A 20100-nucleotide genomic window follows, 5' to 3' on the forward strand; every position below is an offset into this window, starting at 1 on the left:
GGCCCGCCATGTCCCAGCCAACACCTGCACAGCCTCTGGTCGCGCCCCTTACAGACGAAACGCTGCTGGTGGCCACCCTCGCCAGCCGCTTCCTCATCGGCTATTTGCGCAAAGCCTATCAGCACTTCGACGGCGATCTGATCATGGGCCTGGTGTTCGGCGAGATCTGCCTGCGCAACATCGGCCGGGTGCTGCGGCCCCTGGCCGCCCAGCAGGGCAAGGCCCCGGAGCAATGGCAAGCCTTTCTCGAACGGCTGAAGCGGGAACGGATCACGCCCTGCAATGCTCTGTCGATCAGCGAGGCCACCGGCATTCCGCGGGAGACCGTGCGGCGCAAGGTGAAAAAACTGGAGGAGACGGGCTGGCTGATGCGCGAGGACCTGGACAAGCTGGTGGTGACGCATAGCTCCATCGAACTGTTCCACGACTTTTCCCTGGAGGTGGTGCAGGATCTGCTGGAATCCTCCCGGGAGGTCCAGGGCGTACTGGATACGATTAAGAAGCAGCACTGAGCGCTGCCCGCCCCTATCGCTCCTTGCCGCTATGCCACGACGCTGAAGCGCCCCAGGTTTGGAGGGGGCAGTTTGAATGGCGGAGTGAAGGATTGACAGGCTATTGCCTATACAGGTGAATGCCCACGTTGAGCGAGTTTTTTGCGTAGGCCGCATGCCCGGTTTCAGAGTGAAGCGGTCGCTCGAATGACTGATCTGCCGCAGGGACATACGACAATAGTTGGCCGTTCTCGGCCATCCGCCTCAACGGAGGCTAGCTTCCCAGCAGCACCCGATCGACCCTCATCTCCATGAGGGGCATGGTCTCCGGCAGGCCGCCCAGGCCGATCGCGTAGCGGCTGCCGGCGTGGCAGGTCATCAGCGCGATCGCCATCTGGGCGAGTTCCGCCGGGGAGAATTCCGCCTTGAGGGCCGCTACCGTTGCGGGATCGACAGCGCCGGCCTGCTTCAGGTAGCTGTTGGCGAAGGCCAGGGCCAGCTTCTCCCGCTGGCTCAGGCTGCTGTGGGCGTAGTCGTCGTTGATCTGGTCCACCTTTTCCTCGCTCAGGCCATCGGCCCGGGCCATGTCGTAGCGCACGCTGCGGCAGAGCACGCAATCGACGATGCGGGCATTGCGCAGTCGAAGCATTTCCACCAGGGAGGGGCTGATGGCCTCGTTGTGCCAGATCCTGTCGAAGAGCCGGATGTAGGCATCCGCGATTGCGGGCACCAGTCCCATGGCGCTGTCGCGCAGCATATGGCCAGTTTTCCCGGCAGGCGGAGTCACGCGGGGTTTGCTCATGGCGCTCTCCTTGGGCGTCGGCGGCGAAGTCGTTTAAAGGTGGGAGAAGAATCGGGCCAGGCGCAAGCGACCATCGATATGACCCAGGGCTGTTAACAGGGCCACCAGGCCCGGTTCTCCAAAATACCGGGAAACCTCGGCCGCCAGTTCATCGCTGATGGCCTTGGCATCCTGGAAATAAATCTCGGCGAAATCCAGGGCGGCCCGCTCGGCGGGAGAGAAGTCGGGATGCCGGGGGAAGCTGCCGTCGAGCAGGGCGGCGATTTTTCCTTCCGGCAGGCGGGCCGCCGGATGGCGCAAGGCGGTTTCCTCCGCCAGGCCGTGCAGGCCGGCAAGGCGCAGGCGGCACAGTTCCAGCACGGGGGCCGGTACATGGGGCTGGGCCCACAGCGCCTGCCACAGGTCCTCCAGGGCATCAGCGGTGGCGCCGGCCGGCGCCAGGGCCGGGGCAAGGTCGAGGCTGGTGGGGCTGGTGTGCATGAGGGAGGTCTTTTTAGCCGAAGCGCGCCCGGATCGCCGCGATGGCTTTGCCGTGGGCGGCGTCATGGTTCGGATCGTTGGGCACGGTGAGCGTGATCCGCCCCACCAGGCCCTCGAAGCGGGCGGCCAGGGCCTCGGGCAGTTCCTCGTAGCGCCCGGTGACCAGGAATTCATCCAGCACCTCGTCGGAGAGCGCGCCGGCCATCTCCTTCCAGCGGCCTTCGCGGGTCATCTGCAACAGGTTCTTGCCCACGTCCTTCCAGCCGAAGAGTTCCAGGCTGGGCCAGTAGGCCGGGGTGGAGAAGACGAAGGCCAGGATGCCGCGGAAGCGCTCCCGTTCCGCCTTCACCGTGACATCGTCGGGGCCGCAGGCCACCAGCTCGTTGGCGCAGATCATCGGTGGCTTCAAGGCCGGATCGCGCTTGGCCATGCCTTCGACGATGCGCGGCAGGATGGCTTCGCGCAGGTAGCGCGACGAGGTGTTGGTGGGGTGGGTGTGCATGCCGTCGGCGGCGGATCCCACCAGATTCAACATCTTCGGCCCCACCGCGCCCATCATGATCGGCACGTCGGGCGCGTCGATGGGGCCGGGATTGAAGAAGGGCTGGAGCCGGGTGAATTTGTAGTACTCGCCGACGAAATTGAGCGGCTCGCGGGTGCGGAAGCTCTTGAAGATCGCGCGCAGGGCGCCGATGTATTCGGCCATGCCGGCCGCCGGCGGCAGCCAGCGGGCGGAATAGCGATCCTCGATGTTCTGCTGGATCTGGGTGCCCAGGCCCAGCTCGAAGCGGCCGCCGGACATCTTCTGCAGGTCCCAGGCGGCCAGCGCCACGTTCATCGGGCTGCGGGGGAAGGCCACCAGCACCGAGATGCCCACTTTCAGGCGGGTGGTGGCGGCCAGGGCCTGGCAGGCCAGCAGCATGCCGTCGTGGATGGCGTCGGGCACGAAGATGCCGTCGTAGCCCATGGCCTCGACGCGGCGGGCGAAGGCGCCGATGGTGTCCAGGCCCTGGGTTTCGGGAGTTGCGGCGAAGATTTCCATGATGAGTTTTCCAGAGGGCGTTGATTCAGCGTTCTTTGTCTTTGCTGATGTTGGGGCCTGCCGAGCCCATCGCCCGGGTCTGGGCATAGGTCGGCGTATGGGCCAGGAGGCCGCCATCCACGGGCATCACGTGGGCGTTGATGAAGGCGGCGGCGTCGGAGGCGAGGAAGATCACCGCGTGGGCGATGTCTTCCGGGGTGCCGGCGCGCGGACTCAAGATGTTTTCCGCATCTATGCGGATCTGTTCCGGGGGAAACACGGCGGCCAGACGGTCATGGAGGATCAGCCCGGGAGCGATGGCGTTGCAGCGGATGCCCTGGGCGCCGTAGAGGGTGGCGACGGAGCGGGTCAGGGAGATCACCGCGGCCTTGGCGGCGCTGTAGGCCGGGATGCCCAATTGCCCCGAGAGAGCGGCGCCGGAAGTGATGTTGACGATGGCGCCGCCGCCCCGCTTGAACATTTCGGGGATCGCGTGCTTGCAGCACAGCATCGGCGCCCGCGCGTTCAGGGCCATGGTGGCGTCCCAGATGTCGGCCTCCATCGACAGGATGTCGCGGTCCTTGTGGAAGCTGTTGCCGCAGTTGTTCACCAGCACGTCCACGCCGCCGAAGGCATTCACCGTGGCTTGCACCAGCGCGCGGATGTCGTCTTCGCGGGTGACGTCGGCACGGACCGCGATCGCTTCGCCGCCCGCCTGCTTCACCTGGCCCAGGGTTTCCGCCAGGTTGGCCTCGTGGATGTCGCTGATGACCACCCGGGCGCCGGCAGCGGCCAGCATCAGGGCGGTGGGGCGGCCGATGCCGCCGCCGGCGCCGGTGAGAATGACGGACTTGCCTTCGAGGGCCCTCATTTGCCTTGCTCCCTGCCCCGGTTGAACACACCCTCGCGGCGGGTGGCGATGGTTGCGGCGCTGACCTGCTTGGCCGACTCGATGCCGGCAAGCTTCTCGGCCTTCAGTGCATCCGGCACGTGCATGCCATAGCCCTCGTCGATCAGCTTCTTGTAGCCCTTCAGCACATGGGGCACGCAGCTGGCCATTTGCTGGGCGATGGTCATGCAGGTGGGCAGCAGTTCCTCCGGCGCGACCACGCGGTTGGCCAGGCCCCATTCATAAGCCTGGGCCGCGGTGACGGTGTTGCCAGTGAAGCTGATTTCCTTGGCGCGGTTGATACCGATCAGGCGCGGCAGGCGCACCGAGAGGCCCCAGCCGGGGAGGATGCCGACCCGGGCGTGGGTGTCGGCGAACTTGGCGTTGGTCGAGGCGATGATCATGTCGCAGGCCAGGGCCAGTTCGAAGCCGGCGGTGACGGCGTGGCCGTTCACGGCGGCGATCACCGGCCCCTCGAATTCGGCGATGGCCTCGGCCATGTCCTGGCCCACCACGCTCTTGTCGAAGCCCGAGGCATCATCGCTGCCGCTGCTCAACTCCTTCAGATCCATGCCGGCGCAGAACGCCCGGCCGGCGCCGGTGACGATGGCGACGCGAATCTCCGGATCGGCCTTGAGTTCGCGGAAAGCCTGGCCCAGCGCCAGGCGCAGCTCGGCGGAAAAGGCGTTCATGGCGTCGGGTCGGTTGAGGGTGACGATGCCCACCGGGCCTTCTTTTTGCAGCAGCAGTACGGGTTCAGACATGGGATGCTCCTGGGAATGCGTGATGACGCGTTGGATCAGGGATAGACGATGCCGCGGCTCTTGAAGAAACCGGGCGAACCGATCAGGGTACCGGCCAACTCGTTGGCTTCAGGCCGGGTGGCGAGCCAGGCCACCACGTCGCCGGTGGTTTCCGGCGTGGTGGCCTGGCGGTTGAAGTCGGCCGCCGAACCGGGGCCGAACATGGCGACGGTGGCTTCGGTCACCGTGTAGCCTGGTTCCACATTGAAGGCCCGGATGCCGTCCTTGGCGTGCTCCACGTGGAGGAATTCGGCGATGCGGTGGAAGCCGGATTTCGGTGCGCCGTAGACGAAACCCCAGCCGCCCTTGCCCGGCGGGGCCGGCGGGGGCGAGACGGCGGCGTTGGAACTCAGGCTGATGTAGGTGCCGCCGCCCTGCTTGATCATCACCGGCAGCACCAGACGGGCCAGGTAGGCCTGGTTCACCAGATTGCCCAGCACGCTCTTTTCCAGTTGCTCGAAGGTGAAGTCGGCGAAGGGGAACATCAGTCCCGGCCCCTGGTAGAGGGCGTTGTTGAGCAGCAGGTCGATGCGGCCCCACTGGGCCAGGGTCTCTCCCACCACGGCATCCATGGTGCTGCGGTCGAGAACGTCCATCACCACCGGCAGGGCTTCGCGGCCCAGGGCGCGGATGGCGGCGGCGGTGGTCTCCAGGCTGCCGGGCACGGCCACCTGCTGGCCGTCGGCGGCATAAGGCATGGTGGCGGTGCCTTCGCCTTCCTTGACGGTACGGCCGGTGATGACCACGTCGAAGCCCTCCCGGGCCAGACTGATGGCGGCGGCCTTGCCGATGCCACGGGTGGCGCCGGTGACGATGGCAACTTTGCGCATTGTTTTTCCTTTACAGATTCGGGTTCAAAAAGCCATGCCGCCGCCGGTGATCACCGGCACGTTGGTCCAGCCACCCTGGGGCGTGCGGTACCAGCCGCCGGCCGCCAGGGCACCGCCGTCGAGATTGATGGTGGTGCCGGTGACCCAGCCCGAGAGCGGGCTGGCGAGGAACAGGGCGCAGCCCGCCGTATCCGCCGGAGCGCCGAAACGGCCCAGGGGAATCCAGCGTGCGATGTGCTCCTGGTATTGGGGCGGGATCCAGACGGAAGGCTGGACCTGCTCCGACTCGGTGGTCTCCGGGGCGATCACGTTGACCCGGATGCCGCTCTGGCCCAGTTCCACCGCCAGGCTCTTGGTGAAGCCGACGATGCCGGCCTTGAAGGCGGAATAGACGATGTTGATGGGGATGCCGCGGAAGGCCTCGATGGATGAGATGCTGATGATGCTGCCGCCGGGGCCGGTCTTTTTCATCAGGGGCAGGGCCGTGCGGGTGACCTGGAAGATCTGCCGCAGGTTGATGGAGAACAGCGCGTCGAAATCATCGTCGGTGTAATCCTCCAGCGGCTTGACGATGCCGAGGAAGTCGCCGACGTTGTTCACCAGCACGTCCAGCCGGCCGTAACGGGTTTCGACGGCGGCGAGCAGATCTTTCACTTGAGCACTGTCGCGCACATCGGTGACCGACACCAGGGCCTCGGGGCCGAGGGTTTCACGCACGGCCGCGGCGCGGGCCGGATCGATCTCCGCCACAACGACGGAAGCGCCGCACTGGCTGAAGCCTTCCGCGATGCCGCGGCCGATACCGCCACCGCCGCCGGTGACGAGGACAACCTTGCCGCTGAAATCGAGGGCACTCCGCAGATTTGTTGTCGTCATGATTTTATTAGAGTGAAAAATGAGCTTTTCCGCTGGGTCGCCCCAAGGAGAAGCGGCACGCGGCGCCAGCCGCATCCTCTCGGTGCTGCTACAGCGTTCCCCGTGATATCGAGCGCGGCGAGCCGTATCGAACCCCCCGGAGGGGGGCGAAGGGGGGCGAGCCTCATGATGCAGGGCGTTCTTTCTGCATCATGAAAGTCAGCCTTTCACCGCGTCGAGGGCCTGGTCGAGGAAGCTCTCCATGTCGTCGGGGCCGCGGCAGAAAATCAGGGGCAGGATTTCCACCATGGTGACGCCGGCCGCCCTCAGGGCCGGGATCTGGGCCAGGGTGGCGGCGAGGTCCGGCGTGCCGTCGGCGCGGAACACGCCGGGCAGCACCACCCGGGTCTGGAAACCGGCGAAATCGCGGCCCCGCGCATCGAAGGCGGCGCGGATGTCGGCGAGTCCCGTGGCCAGCGCTTTCGGCGCCTGCAGCATGGGAATCCAGCCGTCGGCCAGTTCCGCCATGCGCTGGCAGTTGCGCGGCGTGGGAGCGATGCCCAACCAGATCGGCAGGCGCGGCTGCACCGGCCGCGGCCACTGGTGAATGCGTTCCAGCTGCACCGTCTCGCCCTGGAAGCTTACCGGGGCTTCGGACCAGAGGGCGCGGCAAACCCGCACCTGCTCGTCCATGATGCGGTAGCGCTTTTCGAAGTCGATGCCGGCGGCCTCGTATTCCTCCCGCTGCCAGCCGGTGCCGATACCGATCTCCACCCGGCCCCGGGACATCACGTCCAGGGTTGCCAGTTGCTTGGCCAACAGCACCGCTGGTCGCAGGGGCGAGATCAAGATGCCGGTGGACAGGCGGATGCGTTCTGTCGCCCCGGCGATGGCGGCGAGCACCGTGATGGGCTCGTACCAGGGGGTATCCAGCGGCGCAGGGAAAGCGCCATAGGGATAGCGATCCACTTGTTCGCCCATCACCACATGGTCGGTGAGGCTCACCTGGTCGGCGCCCTTGCGGTCGGCGATGCGGATCACGTCCACGACGGAGGAGAAATCCCCGCTGAACCAGTTTTGCAGGCCGAAGAGGCCGATGGAAAGTTTCATGTTGTCTCCTCGAAAAATCAGCCGACTCAGCCCAGGAAGGCCTGACCGCCATCCAGGGCGATGCTCTGGCCGTTCACGTAGCGGCAGTCGTCGGAACAGAGGGTGGCGACGAAGCGGCCGATGTCGCCCTCGCATTCACCGACGCGGCGCATCGGGATGGTGGCGAAATAGGCGGCGGCCTCGGCCGGCCGGGCAGCGGTCCAGCCCTTGAGGCCTTCGGACTCGGCCAGGGGCAGGATCACGTTGGTGCGGATGCCGTCGGCGCCCCATTCGCAGGCGGCGGCGCGGGTCAGCTGGCGGATCGCCTCCTTGGTGGCGCCGTAGCAGCCGTAGCCGGTGGAGTCCCAGCGGCGGCCGGCGGCGCTGGCCAGGTTGATGATGTTGCCGTCGCCCTTCAGATGGGGGTAGCACAGTTTCATCAGGCGGAAGGTGGCCTGGGGACCCGAGGCCCAGCCGTCGTCGAAAATCTGGTCGCTCATCTGGTTGAGGGTGCCCAGGGGTACCTGGTGGGCGTTGTTGACCAGGATGTTGAGTCCGCCGAAATGGCCGACCACCTTATCCACGCATTGCCGCAGGGAATCCGGGTCCTTCACGTCGCACTGGACCGTCAGGACGTCGCCGCCCCGGGCCTCGATTTCGCGGCGGGCGTCCTCCAGGGTCTCCAAAGTGCGGCCGGCGATGGCCACCCTGGCGCCCTCGGCCGCCAGGGCCAGCGCGATACCCTTGCCCACGCCCTTGCCACCGCCGGTGATCAGCGCCACCTTGCCTGCGAGTCGTTTCATTCTGTGCTCCTGTCGAAAAAAGCCGGCGCGGCCGGCGGGTGGACACTGGCGGGGGTCTCCTCCTCCGCGTGTCGTTGTGGTATCCGGTGCGGATCAGTCCAGCGGCAGGGTTTCGATCAGGCCCACGTCCAGATGCCGCCTGACGAAGCGCCAGGCGCCGTCGGCGCGGACCAGCTCGTCCTCGTAGCGGATGTGCCAGTCGATCTTGACGCGCCGGCCCTGCTCGCGCTTCACGTGGGTGGCGACGCAGTAGCAGTAGCCTTGCGCCTGGGCGTCCCGCACCGTGTATTCGTGGTTGTGCACCTTGTGCATGGTCCATTCGAACATGGACGCCAGGGTATCGATGTTCTGCTGGGCGTCCCGCACTTCGAAGCCGGGGCCGGTGATGTGCACCCGGCCGGGCCGGAAGCAGCCGGCGAAGGCGGCCACGTCGCGGGTGTCGGCGGCGCGAGCGTAGCGGAACAGCAGATCCTGGATCGCGAGGCGGTCCTCAAGGTCAAGGCTCGGGTTCGGCATCATTCCCCCTGGTTGGCTCGATTGGGCGCCAGTGTATGGACTGGCCTACAATCAATCAAATGAAGAATTGGAATGCTCCTGTATAAGTATCATTGATGATCTAGTGAACCCGGGAGGCGGGCATGAAGACAATCAACACGGCGAGAATAGATCTGAACCTGCTGGTGGTGTTCGAGGCCATCTATACCGAGGGCAGCGTGACGCGGGCCAGCGCGCGTCTGAACCTGACCCAGCCGGCGATCAGCCACGCCCTGGGCCGGCTGCGGACGCTGTTCGGCGACCCGCTGTTCACGCGGCAGGGCCATGCCATGGTGCCGACGCCGATGGCGCGCAGCATCGTCGAGCCCATCGCCAGCTCGCTGCGGACCCTCGACGGTACCTTGAGCCGGGCCTTCAGCTTCGATCCGGGCAAGGCCCAGCGCATCCTGACCGTCGGCCTGCCCGGCGGCGAGGAATCCTCCTTCCTGCCGCCTTTGATGCGGCGGGTGCTGGAGGCTTCCTGCATCGACCTGGTGACCGTTTCCTACGACCGGGCCCAGCTGGAGTCGCGGCTCGCATCGGGCAAGATGGACCTGGCGCTGGACATCCTGCTGCCCCACTCGACCCAGGTCCTGCATCAGCCCCTGGTCGTCGAGCAGCGGGTGGTGCTGGCCCGCAAGGACCATCCGACGGTGGGGCCCGGGCTGGATCTGGAAACCTATCTTGCGCAGCAACACATCCACGTGACGTCGATACGGCAGGGCGACAGCCTGCTGGATACCGAACTGAGCCGCCTGGGTATGCAGCGCCGCATCCGCCTGCGCTGCCAGGACTATCTGGCCGCCTGTCGCATCGTCGCCGAAACCGACCTGATCCTGACCATGCCGGCTGAACTGGCGCCGGAATGCCTTGCCGCACCTTATGACAACCAGGTGCTGCCGCCGCCGGTGGGGCTACCCCTGCCGGGCATGGAACTCTACCTCTACTGGCACGGTTCGGCCGACGGCGATCCGGCCAATCGCTGGCTGCGCGAGCAGCTGGCGCAGGTGCTCGCGCCGATGCCCAGGTGAGGGCGGTCAGGGTGCGCCAGCGCCATGCTCTCCGGCCTATCGGGTGATGTTCCGATCGATTGACGCAGATCAACCACATCCTGGCGAGGCGCCGGTATATTGCACTGCGACATATTGCCGCAGATATGGTGTAATCTCACGCGGCATCGATCCAGCCAAGAATTTTCCAAATCGCATAGAGGAGGTAGGTTATGAGCAAAGAAAACGACAAGATGGACGTTGCCCTGCAGGGGCGCCGCAAGTTTCTCAATACGGCGGCAATTGGCGGTCTGGCCGGCGTGGGTCTCTCGGTCGGCCTGGCCGGTTGCAACAAGGGTGAGAAAGGCGCCGCGTCGTCTGCCGGCGCTTCCGCCGCTGGCGAGCACGCGGGTGCCGCGCCCCATATCGCGCCGGGCCAGTTGGACGACTACTATGGCCTGTGGTCGGGCGGCCATTCCGGCGAGATGCGGGTGCTGGGCCTGCCTTCCGGCCGCGAGATTCGCCGCATTCCCGTCTTCAACCATGACGCGCTGACCGGCTGGGGCATCACCAACGAGTCCAAGAAGGTGCTCGGTGCCGATGCCAGCGGCAAGGTGCCCTACATCACGGGCGACACCCACCACGTCCATGGCTCCTATGCCGACGGCACCTACGACGGCAAGTACGCCTGGATCAACGACAAGCTTCACAGCCGTTTGGCCCGCATCCGCCTCGACACCTTCGAGTGCGACAAGATCACCGAGATTCCGAACGTCCAGGGTTTCCACGGGATTTTCCCGGACAAGCGCGATCCGGTGGATCCCAAGATCAACCACACCACGCGCGTGTTCTGCGGTTCCGAATTCTCCATTCCGCTGCCCAACGACGGCAAGGATGCCGCCGACCCCAGCAAATACCATTCGCTGTTCACCTGTGTGGATGCCGAGACCATGGAAGTGCGCTGGCAGGTGCTGATCGACGGCAACTGCGACCTGGTGGCGAGTTCCTTCGACGGCAAGCTGGCCGCCACCAACCAGTACAACACCGAGATGGGGGTGATGTACGAGGAAATGATGTCGGCGGAAAAGGATGCCTGCCTGTTCTTCAACATCGAGCGCATCGAGGCGGCGGTGAAGGCCGGCAAGACCAAGACCTACGGCAGCTCCAAGGTGCCGGTGGTGGATGGCACCAAGGCCGCCAACCCCGACCCCAAGACGTCCCTGGTCGCCTATGTGCCGGTGCCGAAGAACCCCCACGGCGTGAACGCCAGCCCCGACGGCAAGTACTTCATCTGCTCGGGCAAGCTGTCGCCCACCGCCACGGTGATCGATCTCTCCCTGGTGCACAAGTTCTTCGCCGGCGAGCTGAAGGACCCCTTCGAGGCCGTGGTGGCCGAACCCGAAATCGGATTGGGACCCCTCCACACCGCGTTCGACGGCCGCGGCAATGCCTTCACCACCCTGTTCCTCGACAGCCAGATCGTGAAGTGGAATGTCGATGCCGCGATCAAGGCCTTCAAGGACAAGAACGTCCAGTACGTGGTGGACCGCCTCGATGTCCAATACCAGCCGGGCCACCTGAATGCCTCCATGTCGGAGACCCGGGAAGCCGACGGCAAGTGGCTGGGCGTCGGTTGCAAGTTCTCCAAGGACCGCTTCTTGCCGGTTGGGCCGCTGCACCCCGAGAACGAGCAGTTGATCGACATCAGCGGCGAGAAGATGAAGCTGGTGGCCGACCATCCGGTATGGCCCGAGCCTCATGATTTCGTCATCGTCCGTCGCGACAAGATCAAGACCCGCCAGGTCTACGATCTGGACGAGTTCCCCCTGGCGGTGAAGGACGCCGCGCAGTCCGGCGTCGAGCGCAACGGCAACAAGGTTACGGTCCGTATGGCTTCCCAGGCCCCGGCTTTCAGTTTGCGGGATTTCAAGGTGAAGAAGGGCGACGAGGTCACCCTCATCCTGACCAACCTGGACAAGGTGGAAGATCTGACCCACGGTTGCGGCATTCCGAAGTACGACATCAACTTCATCGTCAATCCGCAGGAAACCAAGTCGGTCACGTTCAAGGCCAGCAAGGCCGGGGTGTTCTGGATTTACTGCACCCATTTCTGCCATGCGTTGCACCTGGAGATGCGTACCCGGATGATCGTCGAGGGGTAGAATCGAGGCACCGTTTCACAGCTATAGAAGAGAGAGTTGTGGGGGGCGGAAATCGCCCCCCGTTTTTTTTTGAACTGGGCCGTCCGTCGGAAGCCCATGTTCCGTTGTTGGTAGAGAAGCATCATGAATCGAGTCATCCCGCTGCTGCGCTGTCTGCTGTTCTGTCTGTTCTACGTGTGCGGGGCGGGTGTCGCCCTTGCCGACCTGCAGTCGTATGAAGCGCGGCTGCCGCCGGAGCTGAGCACCTCGCCACGCCTGTGCGACTTCGCGCCCTGTCGCGACGTGATGCCCGGAGCGGACGAGTTCTCGGAGCGCAAGGGCCGCCCCCCCTACGTCGAGGCGTACGGCAAGGTGGACGGCGAGCGCAAGCTGCTGGGCTACGTTTTCCTGTCCACGGACATCGTCGACATCCCCGCCTATTCGGGCAAGCCGGTGGTGACCCTGATCGGCATGGACACCGAGGGCCGTTTCACCGGCTCGAAGATTCTCAAGCATTCGGAACCCATCCTGCTGCTGGGGATTCCGGAGTCCGAATTGGTGAAATTCACCCGCCAGTACGTCGGGCGCTTCGTCGGCGACAAGCTGGAAATCGGCAAGTCGGGCCAGGACGAGGGCGCCATCGGGCTGGACGCGATCACCGGTGCCACGGTCACGGTGATCGCCCAGAATCAGGTGATGCTGCGCTGTGGCGCCGAAGTGGCGAAGCAGGTTGGCATCATGAAGCCGGTGTCGCTGCCGGCGGCGAAATTCACCTCGGCGGATGCTCCGGCCGACTGGAAGGCGTTGAAGGGCGAGGGCAGCGTCCAGTTCCTCGAGGTCAAGCCGGAAGACGTGGGCAAGGAGAACAAGGGACAGCCCTACCTGGACATGTGGTTCGGCTATCTCAACCAGCCGGCGGTGGGCAAGCGCATTCTCGGCGAGGAGGGCTACGCTTCCCTGATGTCGCGCCTCAAGCCCGGCGAGCACGCCATTTTCATCGTCGCCCAGGGAACCGATTCCTTCAAGGGCTCCGGCTTCGTCCGCGGCGGTATCTACGACCGGGTGCAGGTGCGCCAGGGCGCCGACACCTACACCTTCCGCGATCTCGACTACCTCAACCTGTACAGCATCGCGGCGGGCGGCGCGCCCGAATATCGCGAGTCGGCGATCTTCATCATCCGTTCCGAGAATTTCTCCGCGGCCTATCCCTGGCAGCTGGTGCTGCTCGCCAACAAGGTGGACCCGCAGACCGGCGCCCGCAACTTCACCAGCTTCCACCAGGAGTACTGGCTGCCGGCCAAGTATCTGGAGGGCGGCCGTCCCGTCGTCGAGCGGCCCGATCCGACCTGGCTGAAGGTATGGAAGGGGCGTCTCCCCGAAATCGTCGGCTTCATCGCGCTGCTGGGCTTCGCCGCCCTGGTGTACGGCCTGCGCGACCGACTGGTGCGCCGTTCCACGCGCAAGGACAAGCGCTGGGTGAACATTCCCAAGTATTTCATCTGGACCGTCAGCATCGTCTTCGTCGGCTTCTCCGCGATGGCGCAGCCTTCGGTGACCCAGGTGCTGACCTGGTTCCACTCGATGCTCTACCAGTGGAAGTGGGAGCTGTTCCTTTCCGACCCGCTGATCTTCATCTTCTGGTGGTTCATCATCCTCACGGTGTTCTTCTGGGGACGCGGCCTGTTCTGCGGCTGGCTGTGCCCGTTCGGGTCGCTTTCCGAAATGCTCTTCAAGGTCGCCGGCCGGCTCGGCCTGAAGCGGTTCCAGACGCATCTGCCGATGTGGCTGCATGATCGCCTGAAGTGGGTCAAGTACGGCGTGTTCTGGGGCCTGCTGGGCGTGTCCTTCTTCTCCATGGGGCTGGCGGAGATGCTGGCCGAGGTGGAGCCGTTCAAGACCACCTTCCTGGTCGGCCTGCTCAACCGTTCCTGGCCGTATACGCTGTTCGCCGCTTCGCTGCTGGGCATTTCCATTTTCATCGAACGGCCCTTCTGCAAATACCTCTGCCCCCTGGGCGCGGCGCTGGCGTTGCCGACCACCTTCCGCTGGTTCGGACTGAAGCGCAAGCAGGAGTGCGGCCCCTGCGCCGCCTGCGCCGTCGGCTGCGGCTCCCTGGCGATCGACGGGTCGGGGCGCATCGACCAGCGCGAGTGCATGCTCTGCCTGGATTGCATGGTGATGTACTACGACAGCCATGCCTGTCCGCCGCTGGCCCAGGAACGCCGGCATCGCGAGAAGGCGGGCGAGCCGCTGACCGCGATCGGCGCCAACGGCTACTACATCCCGATCAAGCCGATCGCCGCCGATGCGCCGCCGCCGAAATCGACGATCGCGGCCCGCTCCAAGGCCGACCCGACGATGCTGACCGCGCCGACCCTGCCGCCCTATGCGGATCATCAGGGCGACCCGCTCGGACTCATCGCCGCCGAAATCTGGGACCACCTGTGGCCCTGGAGCCGGCACGGCTTCCAGCGCCAGCGCGCGATCCAGGGGGCGAGCCTGGCCCTGGCCGCGATCGTCACCCTGGTGTGGGTGCTGGCGGCGATGGGACGGCTGACCACCGGCGTCGTCCTCGGCTGGTGGGCCGGCTGGAGCCTGTTCGAGATCGTCGTGCGTCTGGGCTCCAAGCCCTACGTCAAGGAAGGATCCTGGCTGGGACGGCGCTACCGGACGGCCAACACGATGGACATGGTCTGCTACGTCGGCTTCAAGAACCTGCTGATCGGTGCCGCCCTGTTCGTCGCCATGAAGCTCTTTACCTGACCGGCTTGGCGATCGCGCGACGCATGGGAGGCTTGTCTGTCGCCGGCCGGCTGCCGGCCTGGGTGATGTTGCTGCTGGTCCTGGGGGCGGGCTCCGTCCGCGCCGCGACCTGGCAGGTGGCGCCGGGACAGTCGGTGGCGGCCGCGGTCGCCCGCGCCGCGCCGGGCGACACGGTGCAGGTCGAGGCCGGGCGCTACGAGGAGCGCCTGCGCATCGACAAGCCCCTCACGCTGCTCGGCGTCGGCCACCCCACCCTGGCCGGCGGCCTGGAGGGAGACACCATCCGCATCGTCGCGCCCGACGTGACCGTGCAGGGCTTCATCGTCGCCGATTCGGGCGACTCCCTGGAGCGGCAGAACGCCGGCATCTACGTCCAGCCCGGCGCCCACCGCGCGCGGATCCTGGACTGCGTTTTCTCCTATACCCTGTTCGGGCTCTGGATCGAGGGCGCCAACGACGTCGAGGTGCGCGGCAACCTGATCACCGGCAAGCGCGACTACGCCTCCTCCCAGCGCGGCAACGGCATCCAGCTCTACAACACCCAGGGCGCCCGCATCGTGGACAACCGGATCAGCTTCGTGCGCGACGCGATCTATGTCGATGTCAGCCACCATGCGCAGTTCCGCGGCAACCGGATGCACCACTCGCGCTACGGCACCCACTACATGAACTCCTACTACAACGTCTGGGAGGACAACGAGAGTTTCCACAACCGGGGCGGCCTGGCGCTGATGGAAGTTCGCAACCAGGTGGTGCGCAACAATCGGGCCTGGGGCAATTCCGATCATGGCATCATGCTGCGCACCATCCAGGACTCGGTGGTGGAGAACAACGTCGTCGCCGGCAATGGCCGCGGCCTGTTCATCTATGACGCGGAATACATCACCTTGAACGGCAATCTGATCATCGACAATCGGGTCGGGGTGCATATGTCCGCCGGCTCGACGCGGAACGAGGTGGAGGACAACGACCTGATCCAGAATCGGGAACAGATCCGCTACATCGCCAGCCGCGACGAGCCGTGGGGCGTCAGACGCGGCAACTACTGGAGCAATTACCTGGGGTGGGATCGCGATGGCGACGGCATCGGCGACGTGCCCTACGAGGCCAGCGACATGGTCGATCGCCTGACCTGGCGCTATCCTCTGATGCGGCTGCTGATGGCCAGTCCGGCCTTGCAGACCCTGCGCCTGATCGCCCAGCAGTTTCCGTTGCTGCGCGCGCCCAGCGTGGTGGATGCGCATCCCCGCATGAAACCGATCCATACCGACTGGAGGCAGTGGCTTGGCAAGCAATATCGTTGAAGTGCGACAGGTCGGCAAGCAGTACGGCGCGGTGCGGGCCGTGGAGGCGGTCGACCTGGACATCCCGCGCGGCCAGCTGTTCGGCTTGATCGGCCACAATGGCGCCGGCAAGAGCACCCTGTTCAAGATGATGCTGGGGCTTCTGACCCCCAGCGGCGGACGCATCGAGATCGACGGCCAGCCGGTCGGCGCCAGCGGCTTCCGCGCGGTTCGGCGCAAGATCGGCTACCTGCCGGAGAACCTGGCGCTCTACGACAACCTCACCGGCCTCGAGACCCTGGCGTTCTACGCCCGTCTCAAGGCGGCGCCGCTCGACCAGTGCCCGGCCCTGTTGGCGCGGGTGGGATTGTCCGCCGCCGCCAACCGCTACGTCCGCGAATATTCCAAGGGGATGCGCCAGCGGCTGGGTTTCGCCCAGGCGCTGCTCGGCGCGCCGAGCCTGCTGTTCCTCGACGAACCGACCAACGGCCTCGATCCCGAGGCGATCCGCGACTTCTACCGTCAATTGCGGGAACTCGGCGCCGCCGGCACCACCATCATCCTCACCTCGCACATCCTGTCGGAAATCCAGGAGCGGGTGGACCGCCTGGCGATCATGCAGAACGGCCGCATCCGCGCCGAGGGCAGCGTGCAGGCGCTGCGCGAATCGGTGAATCTGCCGCTCACCTTCGAGGTCAGGATGGCGCCGGATCAGATCGGCCTGGCGCGCCAGGCGCTGGCCGGACTGCCCCTGGAGCCGGCGGCGGAAGAGGATGGCGTGCTGCGCTTCAGTTGCGAGCGGGAGATGAAAATGCGGGCGGTGGCGGCGCTGGCCGCCCTGGATGGGCGCGTGCAGGACCTCCATGTGCATGAGCCGACCCTGGAGGACGTGTTCTTTGGCTACGCGGAGGGCCGCCATGAGTCAGCTTGAATTGCGCCAGGTTCTGACCCTGGCCGGCAAGGAGTTCTGGGACCGCCTGCGCAACCGCTGGGTGCTGGCGGTGGCCCTGGTGTTCGCCGTGTTCGCGCTGGTGATCGCCTATTTCGGTTCCGCCCAGCAGGGCGCCGCCGGTTTCCGCTCGATCGAGCTGACCATCGCCTCGCTGGTCAGCCTGGTGATCTACCTGATTCCGCTGATCGCCCTGTTGCTGGGGTTCGACGCCATTGTCGGGGAGCGCGAGCGGGGGTCGCTCGACCTGTTGCTGTCGATGCCGATCACGCGCCTGGAACTGCTGCTCGGCAAGTACCTGGGCCTGGCCGGCGCGCTGTCCTTTTCCACGGTGCTCGGCTTCGGCCTGGCGGGGCTCCTGATCTCCTTCCACCTCGATCTCTCCGGGCTGTTCCATTACGCTGGCTTCATGCTCAGTTCGATCCTGCTGGGCCTGGCCTTTCTCAGCCTGGCGGTGATGCTCTCGGTCTTCGCCGCCGACCGCACCCGGGCCTCGGGCATGGCGATCGCCACGTGGTTCTTTTTCGTCCTGGTGTTCGACCTGCTGCTGCTGGGCGGCCTGGTGGCCACCGGCGGCAAGTACGGCGGCGCGATCTTCCCCTATCTGCTGATGCTCAATCCCGCCGACATCTACCGCGTGCTCAACGTGTTCAGCATGGAGGAGGTGCGCACCCTCTACGGCCTGTCCACCGTCTTCCCCGGCATGCTGGCCAATCCCTGGCTGCTGGGCGGCCTGATGGGATTGTGGATCGTCGCCCCCCTGTCCATCGCCTATTGGAGATTCCGTCCATGACCCTGCACCGCCACCTCCTGCCCCTGCTTTTCGCCCTGCTCGCCGGTTGCGGCCAGCAGGCCGGCGACAGCGCCGCCGCCGTCGACTTCACCCAGGACACGATCTGCACCCTGGACGGCATGGTGCTGGCCGAATTCCCCGGCCCCAAGGGGCAGATCCATTACGCCGGCGCCGCGGTGCCGGAGTTCTTCTGCGATACCGTCGAAGTGCTGGCGGCCCTGCTCCAGCCCGAGCAGGCGCGCAAGGTGCGGGCCGCCTACGTGCAGGACATGGGCGCGGCCGACTGGGCCAAGCCGCGCGGCCACTGGATCGACGCGCGCCAGGCGTTCTACGTCAAGGACAGCAGGCTGCGCGGCTCGATGGGACCCACGCTGGTCAGTTTCGCCAGCGAGACGGCGGCCCGCGAGTTCGTCGCCAAGCAGGGCGGTACCGTGCTGAGCTTCGCCCAGGTGACGCCGGCGATGGTGAACCTCGACGGCGGCGCGCTGCACGACCAGAGGATGTGAACCGTGCATCTCTTCTACGACAGCATCGATCACGACAGCGCCCAGCGCATCGAGCAGCTGACCCGGCTCATCTACGAGCTGCGGGAAAATCGCAAGGCGCTGCTGGCGCGTCACCAGGTGGAGGACGAGGCGGAACTGCTGGCGGCGATCCGCGCCGGGCGCCTGGCCGAGCACCCCGCCTACGACGATTACCTCGGCCTGCATGCGGTGCGCGACCTGCGCGAAAACCTGCGCGCCGAGCTGGCGGAATCGCTGAAGGAGGCCAACCGCTGATGCAGCATCTGGAACTTTGCGAGCGCATTCTCGAGCACTACGGCGCCGCCGGCCGGGTGGCCGCCGAGACCCTGCAGGACGCACTGCGGCTCAACTTCGACAACGGCGTGGAAATGGAGGTGCGCTATCCCCTGTCCGACGCCTATGCGATCGCCTGGCGCTGGGGCGAGGCCGAGTTGCGCATCGACACCGCGCCGCTCCACCCCGAGCTGGCCACTTTTCCCAACCACCTGCACCGCGACGACGGCAGCCTGGCCGCCGACCCGCTGACCCGCATCGACGCCGCGCCCTGGGACAACTTGCGGGCGGTGATCGACGCGGTGTTGCAGGCTCCCCTGCTGGAGACCTGAGCAGGACTGAACAGGGAATTGGCGCCGCGTCAGAGCCGCGGCGCGCGCCAGCCGCCGCCCAGAGCCTTGAACAGATCCACCGCGGCCGCCAGCCGCGCCTGGCGGCTGCCGGCGTGGGACTGGCGGGCCTCATCCACGGCGCGCTGGGACTCCAGCAACTGGGCATAGGCCGAATAGCCGGCCTCGTAACGGGCGCGCATCACCCGCAGCGCCTGCTGCGCGGCGTCGAGGCGGGCGGCCTGGGCCTGTTCGGCTTCGGTATTCTCCCGCACGCTCACCAGAGCGTCGCGGACATCCTTGAAGGCACCTTGCACCGCCTTCTGGTAATCCGCCGCCGCCTGGCGCTGACGCGCCGTCGCCTGGTCCACCTGGGCGGCGTGGCGTCCCGCGTCGAGCAGGGGCATGGTCAGGCCGAGACCGGCCGACCAGGCGCCCGAGGCGGTGGAGAACAGGCTGCTCAGGGCCCGGCTTTCGCTGCCCAGGCTGCCGGTGAGGGAGAGGGTGGGAAACAGCGCCGCCTTCACCACGCCGATCTGGGCGTTCGCGGCGACCAGCGTTTCCTCGGCCTGGCGCACGTCGGGCCGGGTTTCCAGCAGGCTCGACGGCAGGCCGGGTGGCGGCACCGGCGGCACCGGCAGCTGTTCCAGATCGCCGGGCGCCAGCGCCAGGTCGGGCTGGCCGGTGAGCAGCGCCAGTTGATGCTCGGCCTGTGCCCGCTGGCGCCGCAGACCCGCGGTCTGCGCCCGCGCCGCGGCCAGCGCGTTCTCGGCCTGGAGCCGTTCCAGCGGCGAGACCGCGCCGGCTGCGAGACGGCTTTGCATGATCCTCAGCGAGTCCGCGTAGCTGGCCTCGCTGTCGGCGGCGGCGGCCACCTGGACGTCCAGTGCGCGCAGGCCCAGATAGCTGCTGCTGACCAGCGCGGCGACCGACAGCCGCACGGTGTCGCGGGCATAGCGTCCGGCCATGGCCTGGGCGCGGGACGCCTCGTCGGCGCGCCGCAATCGTCCCCAGACGTCCAGTTCGAAGGCGGTGGTCAGGGCGGCCTTGCGGTTGTCGCGCAGCGTCGGCGTGCCCGGCGGCATCGGCGTGGCGGTGGTGGTGCTGGCCCGGGTCCGCGTGGCGCCGGCCTCCAGTTTCACCTCCGGCAGCAAGGCGGCGCCGGTCTCACGCATGGCCGCGTCGGCTTCCTCCATCCGCGCCACGGCCGCCAGCAGGTCGGCGTTGCGGCCCAGGGCGTCGGCGACCAGCCGGTCCAGCATGGGATCGTGGAACAGTTTCCACCACTCGGCCTCCACCGTCGCGGTGGGCTCGCTGCTTGGCGTCCTGGCGGCGGCGTATTGTGCCGGCAGGCTGCCGGCGCTGACGGGGCGCTGATAGTCGGGGCCGATGGCGCAGCCGGCGAGGACCAGCGCGAGCGAGGCGGCAAGGGGTGTGGCAAAGGCGGGCTTGCTCATGC

21 protein-coding genes are annotated in these 20100 nt (G+C 66.5%); 10 read left to right on the top strand and 11 right to left on the bottom strand.

The window, feature by feature from the left end; genetic code table 11:
* Positions 1–8: 8 nt before the first annotated feature.
* A complete protein-coding gene (locus tag B9N43_RS13450; protein ID WP_145842696.1) occupies positions 9–512 on the top strand; it encodes a TrmB family transcriptional regulator in 504 nt (167 codons plus the stop codon).
* A gap of 253 nt (positions 513–765) precedes the next feature.
* Here the strand turns inward: B9N43_RS13450 and B9N43_RS13455 are convergent, their stop codons facing one another.
* The 10 genes from B9N43_RS13455 to B9N43_RS13500 form a co-directional block, all read right to left on the bottom strand.
* On the bottom strand, positions 766–1293 hold the full coding sequence (locus tag B9N43_RS13455) for a carboxymuconolactone decarboxylase family protein (protein WP_145842697.1): 528 nt from the start codon (positions 1291–1293) through the stop codon (positions 766–768).
* A 33-nt stretch (positions 1294–1326) separates the two neighbouring features.
* Positions 1327–1773 carry a carboxymuconolactone decarboxylase family protein gene (locus B9N43_RS13460; RefSeq protein WP_145842698.1) on the bottom strand — a complete coding sequence of 149 codons (447 nt, stop codon included), beginning with the start codon at positions 1771–1773 and terminating at the stop codon, positions 1327–1329.
* 13 nt (positions 1774–1786) lie between these two features.
* Positions 1787–2815, bottom strand: coding sequence for a TIGR03617 family F420-dependent LLM class oxidoreductase (locus tag B9N43_RS13465; RefSeq protein ID WP_222428737.1), 1029 nt, complete (start codon positions 2813–2815; stop codon positions 1787–1789).
* A 25-nt stretch (positions 2816–2840) separates the two neighbouring features.
* Entirely contained in the window at positions 2841–3665 is an 825-nt protein-coding gene (locus B9N43_RS13470; RefSeq protein ID WP_145842699.1) for an SDR family NAD(P)-dependent oxidoreductase, read from the bottom strand.
* Positions 3662–4447, bottom strand: coding sequence for an enoyl-CoA hydratase (locus B9N43_RS13475; RefSeq protein WP_145842700.1), 786 nt, complete (start codon positions 4445–4447; stop codon positions 3662–3664). The genes B9N43_RS13470 and B9N43_RS13475 overlap by 4 nt, the downstream gene beginning before the upstream one ends.
* 35 nt (positions 4448–4482) lie before the next feature.
* On the bottom strand, positions 4483–5316 hold the full coding sequence (locus B9N43_RS13480; RefSeq protein ID WP_145842701.1) for an SDR family NAD(P)-dependent oxidoreductase: 834 nt from the start codon (positions 5314–5316) through the stop codon (positions 4483–4485).
* Positions 5317–5340: 24 nt separating this feature from the next.
* Positions 5341–6192, bottom strand: a complete 852-nt coding sequence (locus tag B9N43_RS13485) for an SDR family NAD(P)-dependent oxidoreductase (protein ID WP_145842702.1) — start codon at positions 6190–6192, stop codon at positions 5341–5343.
* 198 nt (positions 6193–6390) lie between these two features.
* Positions 6391–7281, bottom strand: coding sequence for an LLM class F420-dependent oxidoreductase (locus B9N43_RS13490; RefSeq protein WP_145842704.1), 891 nt, complete (start codon positions 7279–7281; stop codon positions 6391–6393).
* A gap of 26 nt (positions 7282–7307) precedes the next feature.
* The gene (locus B9N43_RS13495; protein WP_145842705.1) at positions 7308–8063 is read right to left on the bottom strand and encodes an SDR family NAD(P)-dependent oxidoreductase; all 756 of its coding nucleotides are present in this window, start codon (positions 8061–8063) and stop codon (positions 7308–7310) included.
* 93 nt (positions 8064–8156) lie between these two features.
* Positions 8157–8582, bottom strand: coding sequence for a nuclear transport factor 2 family protein (locus B9N43_RS13500; RefSeq protein WP_145842706.1), 426 nt, complete (start codon positions 8580–8582; stop codon positions 8157–8159).
* 119 nt (positions 8583–8701) lie between these two features.
* Between B9N43_RS13500 and B9N43_RS13505 the strand changes: the two genes are divergently transcribed.
* The 9 genes from B9N43_RS13505 to B9N43_RS13545 all read left to right on the top strand — a co-directional run bounded on the left by B9N43_RS13505 (position 8702) and on the right by B9N43_RS13545 (position 18644).
* Entirely contained in the window at positions 8702–9628 is a 927-nt protein-coding gene (locus tag B9N43_RS13505) for a LysR family transcriptional regulator (RefSeq protein WP_222428738.1), read from the top strand.
* A 191-nt stretch (positions 9629–9819) separates the two neighbouring features.
* Positions 9820–11748: a TAT-dependent nitrous-oxide reductase gene (nosZ, locus tag B9N43_RS13510; protein ID WP_145842707.1), complete on the top strand. Its 1929-nt coding sequence runs from the start codon at positions 9820–9822 to the stop codon at positions 11746–11748.
* Between the two features lie 123 nt (positions 11749–11871).
* A complete protein-coding gene (locus B9N43_RS13515) occupies positions 11872–14490 on the top strand; it encodes a 4Fe-4S binding protein (RefSeq protein WP_145842708.1) in 2619 nt (872 codons plus the stop codon).
* 23 nt (positions 14491–14513) lie between these two features.
* Positions 14514–15794, top strand: coding sequence for a nitrous oxide reductase family maturation protein NosD (locus B9N43_RS13520; protein WP_145842709.1), 1281 nt, complete (start codon positions 14514–14516; stop codon positions 15792–15794).
* Positions 15775–16704 carry an ATP-binding cassette domain-containing protein gene (locus B9N43_RS13525; RefSeq protein WP_145842710.1) on the top strand — a complete coding sequence of 310 codons (930 nt, stop codon included), beginning with the start codon at positions 15775–15777 and terminating at the stop codon, positions 16702–16704. The genes B9N43_RS13520 and B9N43_RS13525 overlap by 20 nt, the downstream gene beginning before the upstream one ends.
* Positions 16691–17515, top strand: a complete 825-nt coding sequence (locus B9N43_RS13530; RefSeq protein ID WP_145842711.1) for an ABC transporter permease — start codon at positions 16691–16693, stop codon at positions 17513–17515. Before B9N43_RS13525 ends, B9N43_RS13530 begins: the two co-directional genes overlap by 14 nt.
* Positions 17512–18021, top strand: a complete 510-nt coding sequence (locus B9N43_RS13535; RefSeq protein ID WP_145842712.1) for a nitrous oxide reductase accessory protein NosL — start codon at positions 17512–17514, stop codon at positions 18019–18021. Before B9N43_RS13530 ends, B9N43_RS13535 begins: the two co-directional genes overlap by 4 nt.
* Before the next feature lie 3 nt (positions 18022–18024).
* The gene (locus tag B9N43_RS13540; protein WP_145842714.1) at positions 18025–18294 is read left to right on the top strand and encodes a hypothetical protein; all 270 of its coding nucleotides are present in this window, start codon (positions 18025–18027) and stop codon (positions 18292–18294) included.
* Positions 18294–18644 (top strand): DUF6516 family protein, encoded by a 351-nt coding sequence (locus B9N43_RS13545; protein WP_145842715.1) that lies wholly within the window; start codon positions 18294–18296, stop codon positions 18642–18644. The genes B9N43_RS13540 and B9N43_RS13545 overlap by 1 nt, the downstream gene beginning before the upstream one ends.
* A 29-nt stretch (positions 18645–18673) precedes the next feature.
* Here B9N43_RS13545 and B9N43_RS13550 read toward each other — a convergent pair whose 3' ends face one another.
* Positions 18674–20098: an efflux transporter outer membrane subunit gene (locus B9N43_RS13550; RefSeq protein ID WP_145842716.1), complete on the bottom strand. Its 1425-nt coding sequence runs from the start codon at positions 20096–20098 to the stop codon at positions 18674–18676.
* Positions 20099–20100: the final 2 nt, after the last annotated feature.

The organism is Denitratisoma sp. DHT3, from assembly GCF_007833355.1.
Classification (GTDB): domain Bacteria; phylum Pseudomonadota; class Gammaproteobacteria; order Burkholderiales; family Rhodocyclaceae; genus Denitratisoma.

Excerpts from the sequence above, each read along its gene's own strand:
- B9N43_RS13450 (WP_145842696.1), top strand. The coding sequence starts at position 9 with ATGTCCCAGCCAACACCTGCACAGCCTCTGGTCGCGCCCCTTACAGAC.
- B9N43_RS13455 (WP_145842697.1), bottom strand. The coding sequence starts at position 1,293 with ATGAGCAAACCCCGCGTGACTCCGCCTGCCGGGAAAACTGGCCATATG.
- B9N43_RS13460 (WP_145842698.1), bottom strand. The coding sequence starts at position 1,773 with ATGCACACCAGCCCCACCAGCCTCGACCTTGCCCCGGCCCTGGCGCCG.
- B9N43_RS13465 (WP_222428737.1), bottom strand. The coding sequence starts at position 2,815 with ATGGAAATCTTCGCCGCAACTCCCGAAACCCAGGGCCTGGACACCATC.
- B9N43_RS13470 (WP_145842699.1), bottom strand. The coding sequence starts at position 3,665 with ATGAGGGCCCTCGAAGGCAAGTCCGTCATTCTCACCGGCGCCGGCGGC.
- B9N43_RS13475 (WP_145842700.1), bottom strand. The coding sequence starts at position 4,447 with ATGTCTGAACCCGTACTGCTGCTGCAAAAAGAAGGCCCGGTGGGCATC.
- B9N43_RS13480 (WP_145842701.1), bottom strand. The coding sequence starts at position 5,316 with ATGCGCAAAGTTGCCATCGTCACCGGCGCCACCCGTGGCATCGGCAAG.
- B9N43_RS13485 (WP_145842702.1), bottom strand. The coding sequence starts at position 6,192 with ATGACGACAACAAATCTGCGGAGTGCCCTCGATTTCAGCGGCAAGGTT.
- B9N43_RS13490 (WP_145842704.1), bottom strand. The coding sequence starts at position 7,281 with ATGAAACTTTCCATCGGCCTCTTCGGCCTGCAAAACTGGTTCAGCGGG.
- B9N43_RS13495 (WP_145842705.1), bottom strand. The coding sequence starts at position 8,063 with ATGAAACGACTCGCAGGCAAGGTGGCGCTGATCACCGGCGGTGGCAAG.
- B9N43_RS13500 (WP_145842706.1), bottom strand. The coding sequence starts at position 8,582 with ATGATGCCGAACCCGAGCCTTGACCTTGAGGACCGCCTCGCGATCCAG.
- B9N43_RS13505 (WP_222428738.1), top strand. The coding sequence starts at position 8,702 with ATGAAGACAATCAACACGGCGAGAATAGATCTGAACCTGCTGGTGGTG.
- nosZ (WP_145842707.1), top strand. The coding sequence starts at position 9,820 with ATGAGCAAAGAAAACGACAAGATGGACGTTGCCCTGCAGGGGCGCCGC.
- B9N43_RS13515 (WP_145842708.1), top strand. The coding sequence starts at position 11,872 with ATGAATCGAGTCATCCCGCTGCTGCGCTGTCTGCTGTTCTGTCTGTTC.
- B9N43_RS13520 (WP_145842709.1), top strand. The coding sequence starts at position 14,514 with ATGGGAGGCTTGTCTGTCGCCGGCCGGCTGCCGGCCTGGGTGATGTTG.
- B9N43_RS13530 (WP_145842711.1), top strand. The coding sequence starts at position 16,691 with ATGAGTCAGCTTGAATTGCGCCAGGTTCTGACCCTGGCCGGCAAGGAG.
- B9N43_RS13535 (WP_145842712.1), top strand. The coding sequence starts at position 17,512 with ATGACCCTGCACCGCCACCTCCTGCCCCTGCTTTTCGCCCTGCTCGCC.
- B9N43_RS13545 (WP_145842715.1), top strand. The coding sequence starts at position 18,294 with ATGCAGCATCTGGAACTTTGCGAGCGCATTCTCGAGCACTACGGCGCC.
- B9N43_RS13550 (WP_145842716.1), bottom strand. The coding sequence starts at position 20,098 with ATGAGCAAGCCCGCCTTTGCCACACCCCTTGCCGCCTCGCTCGCGCTG.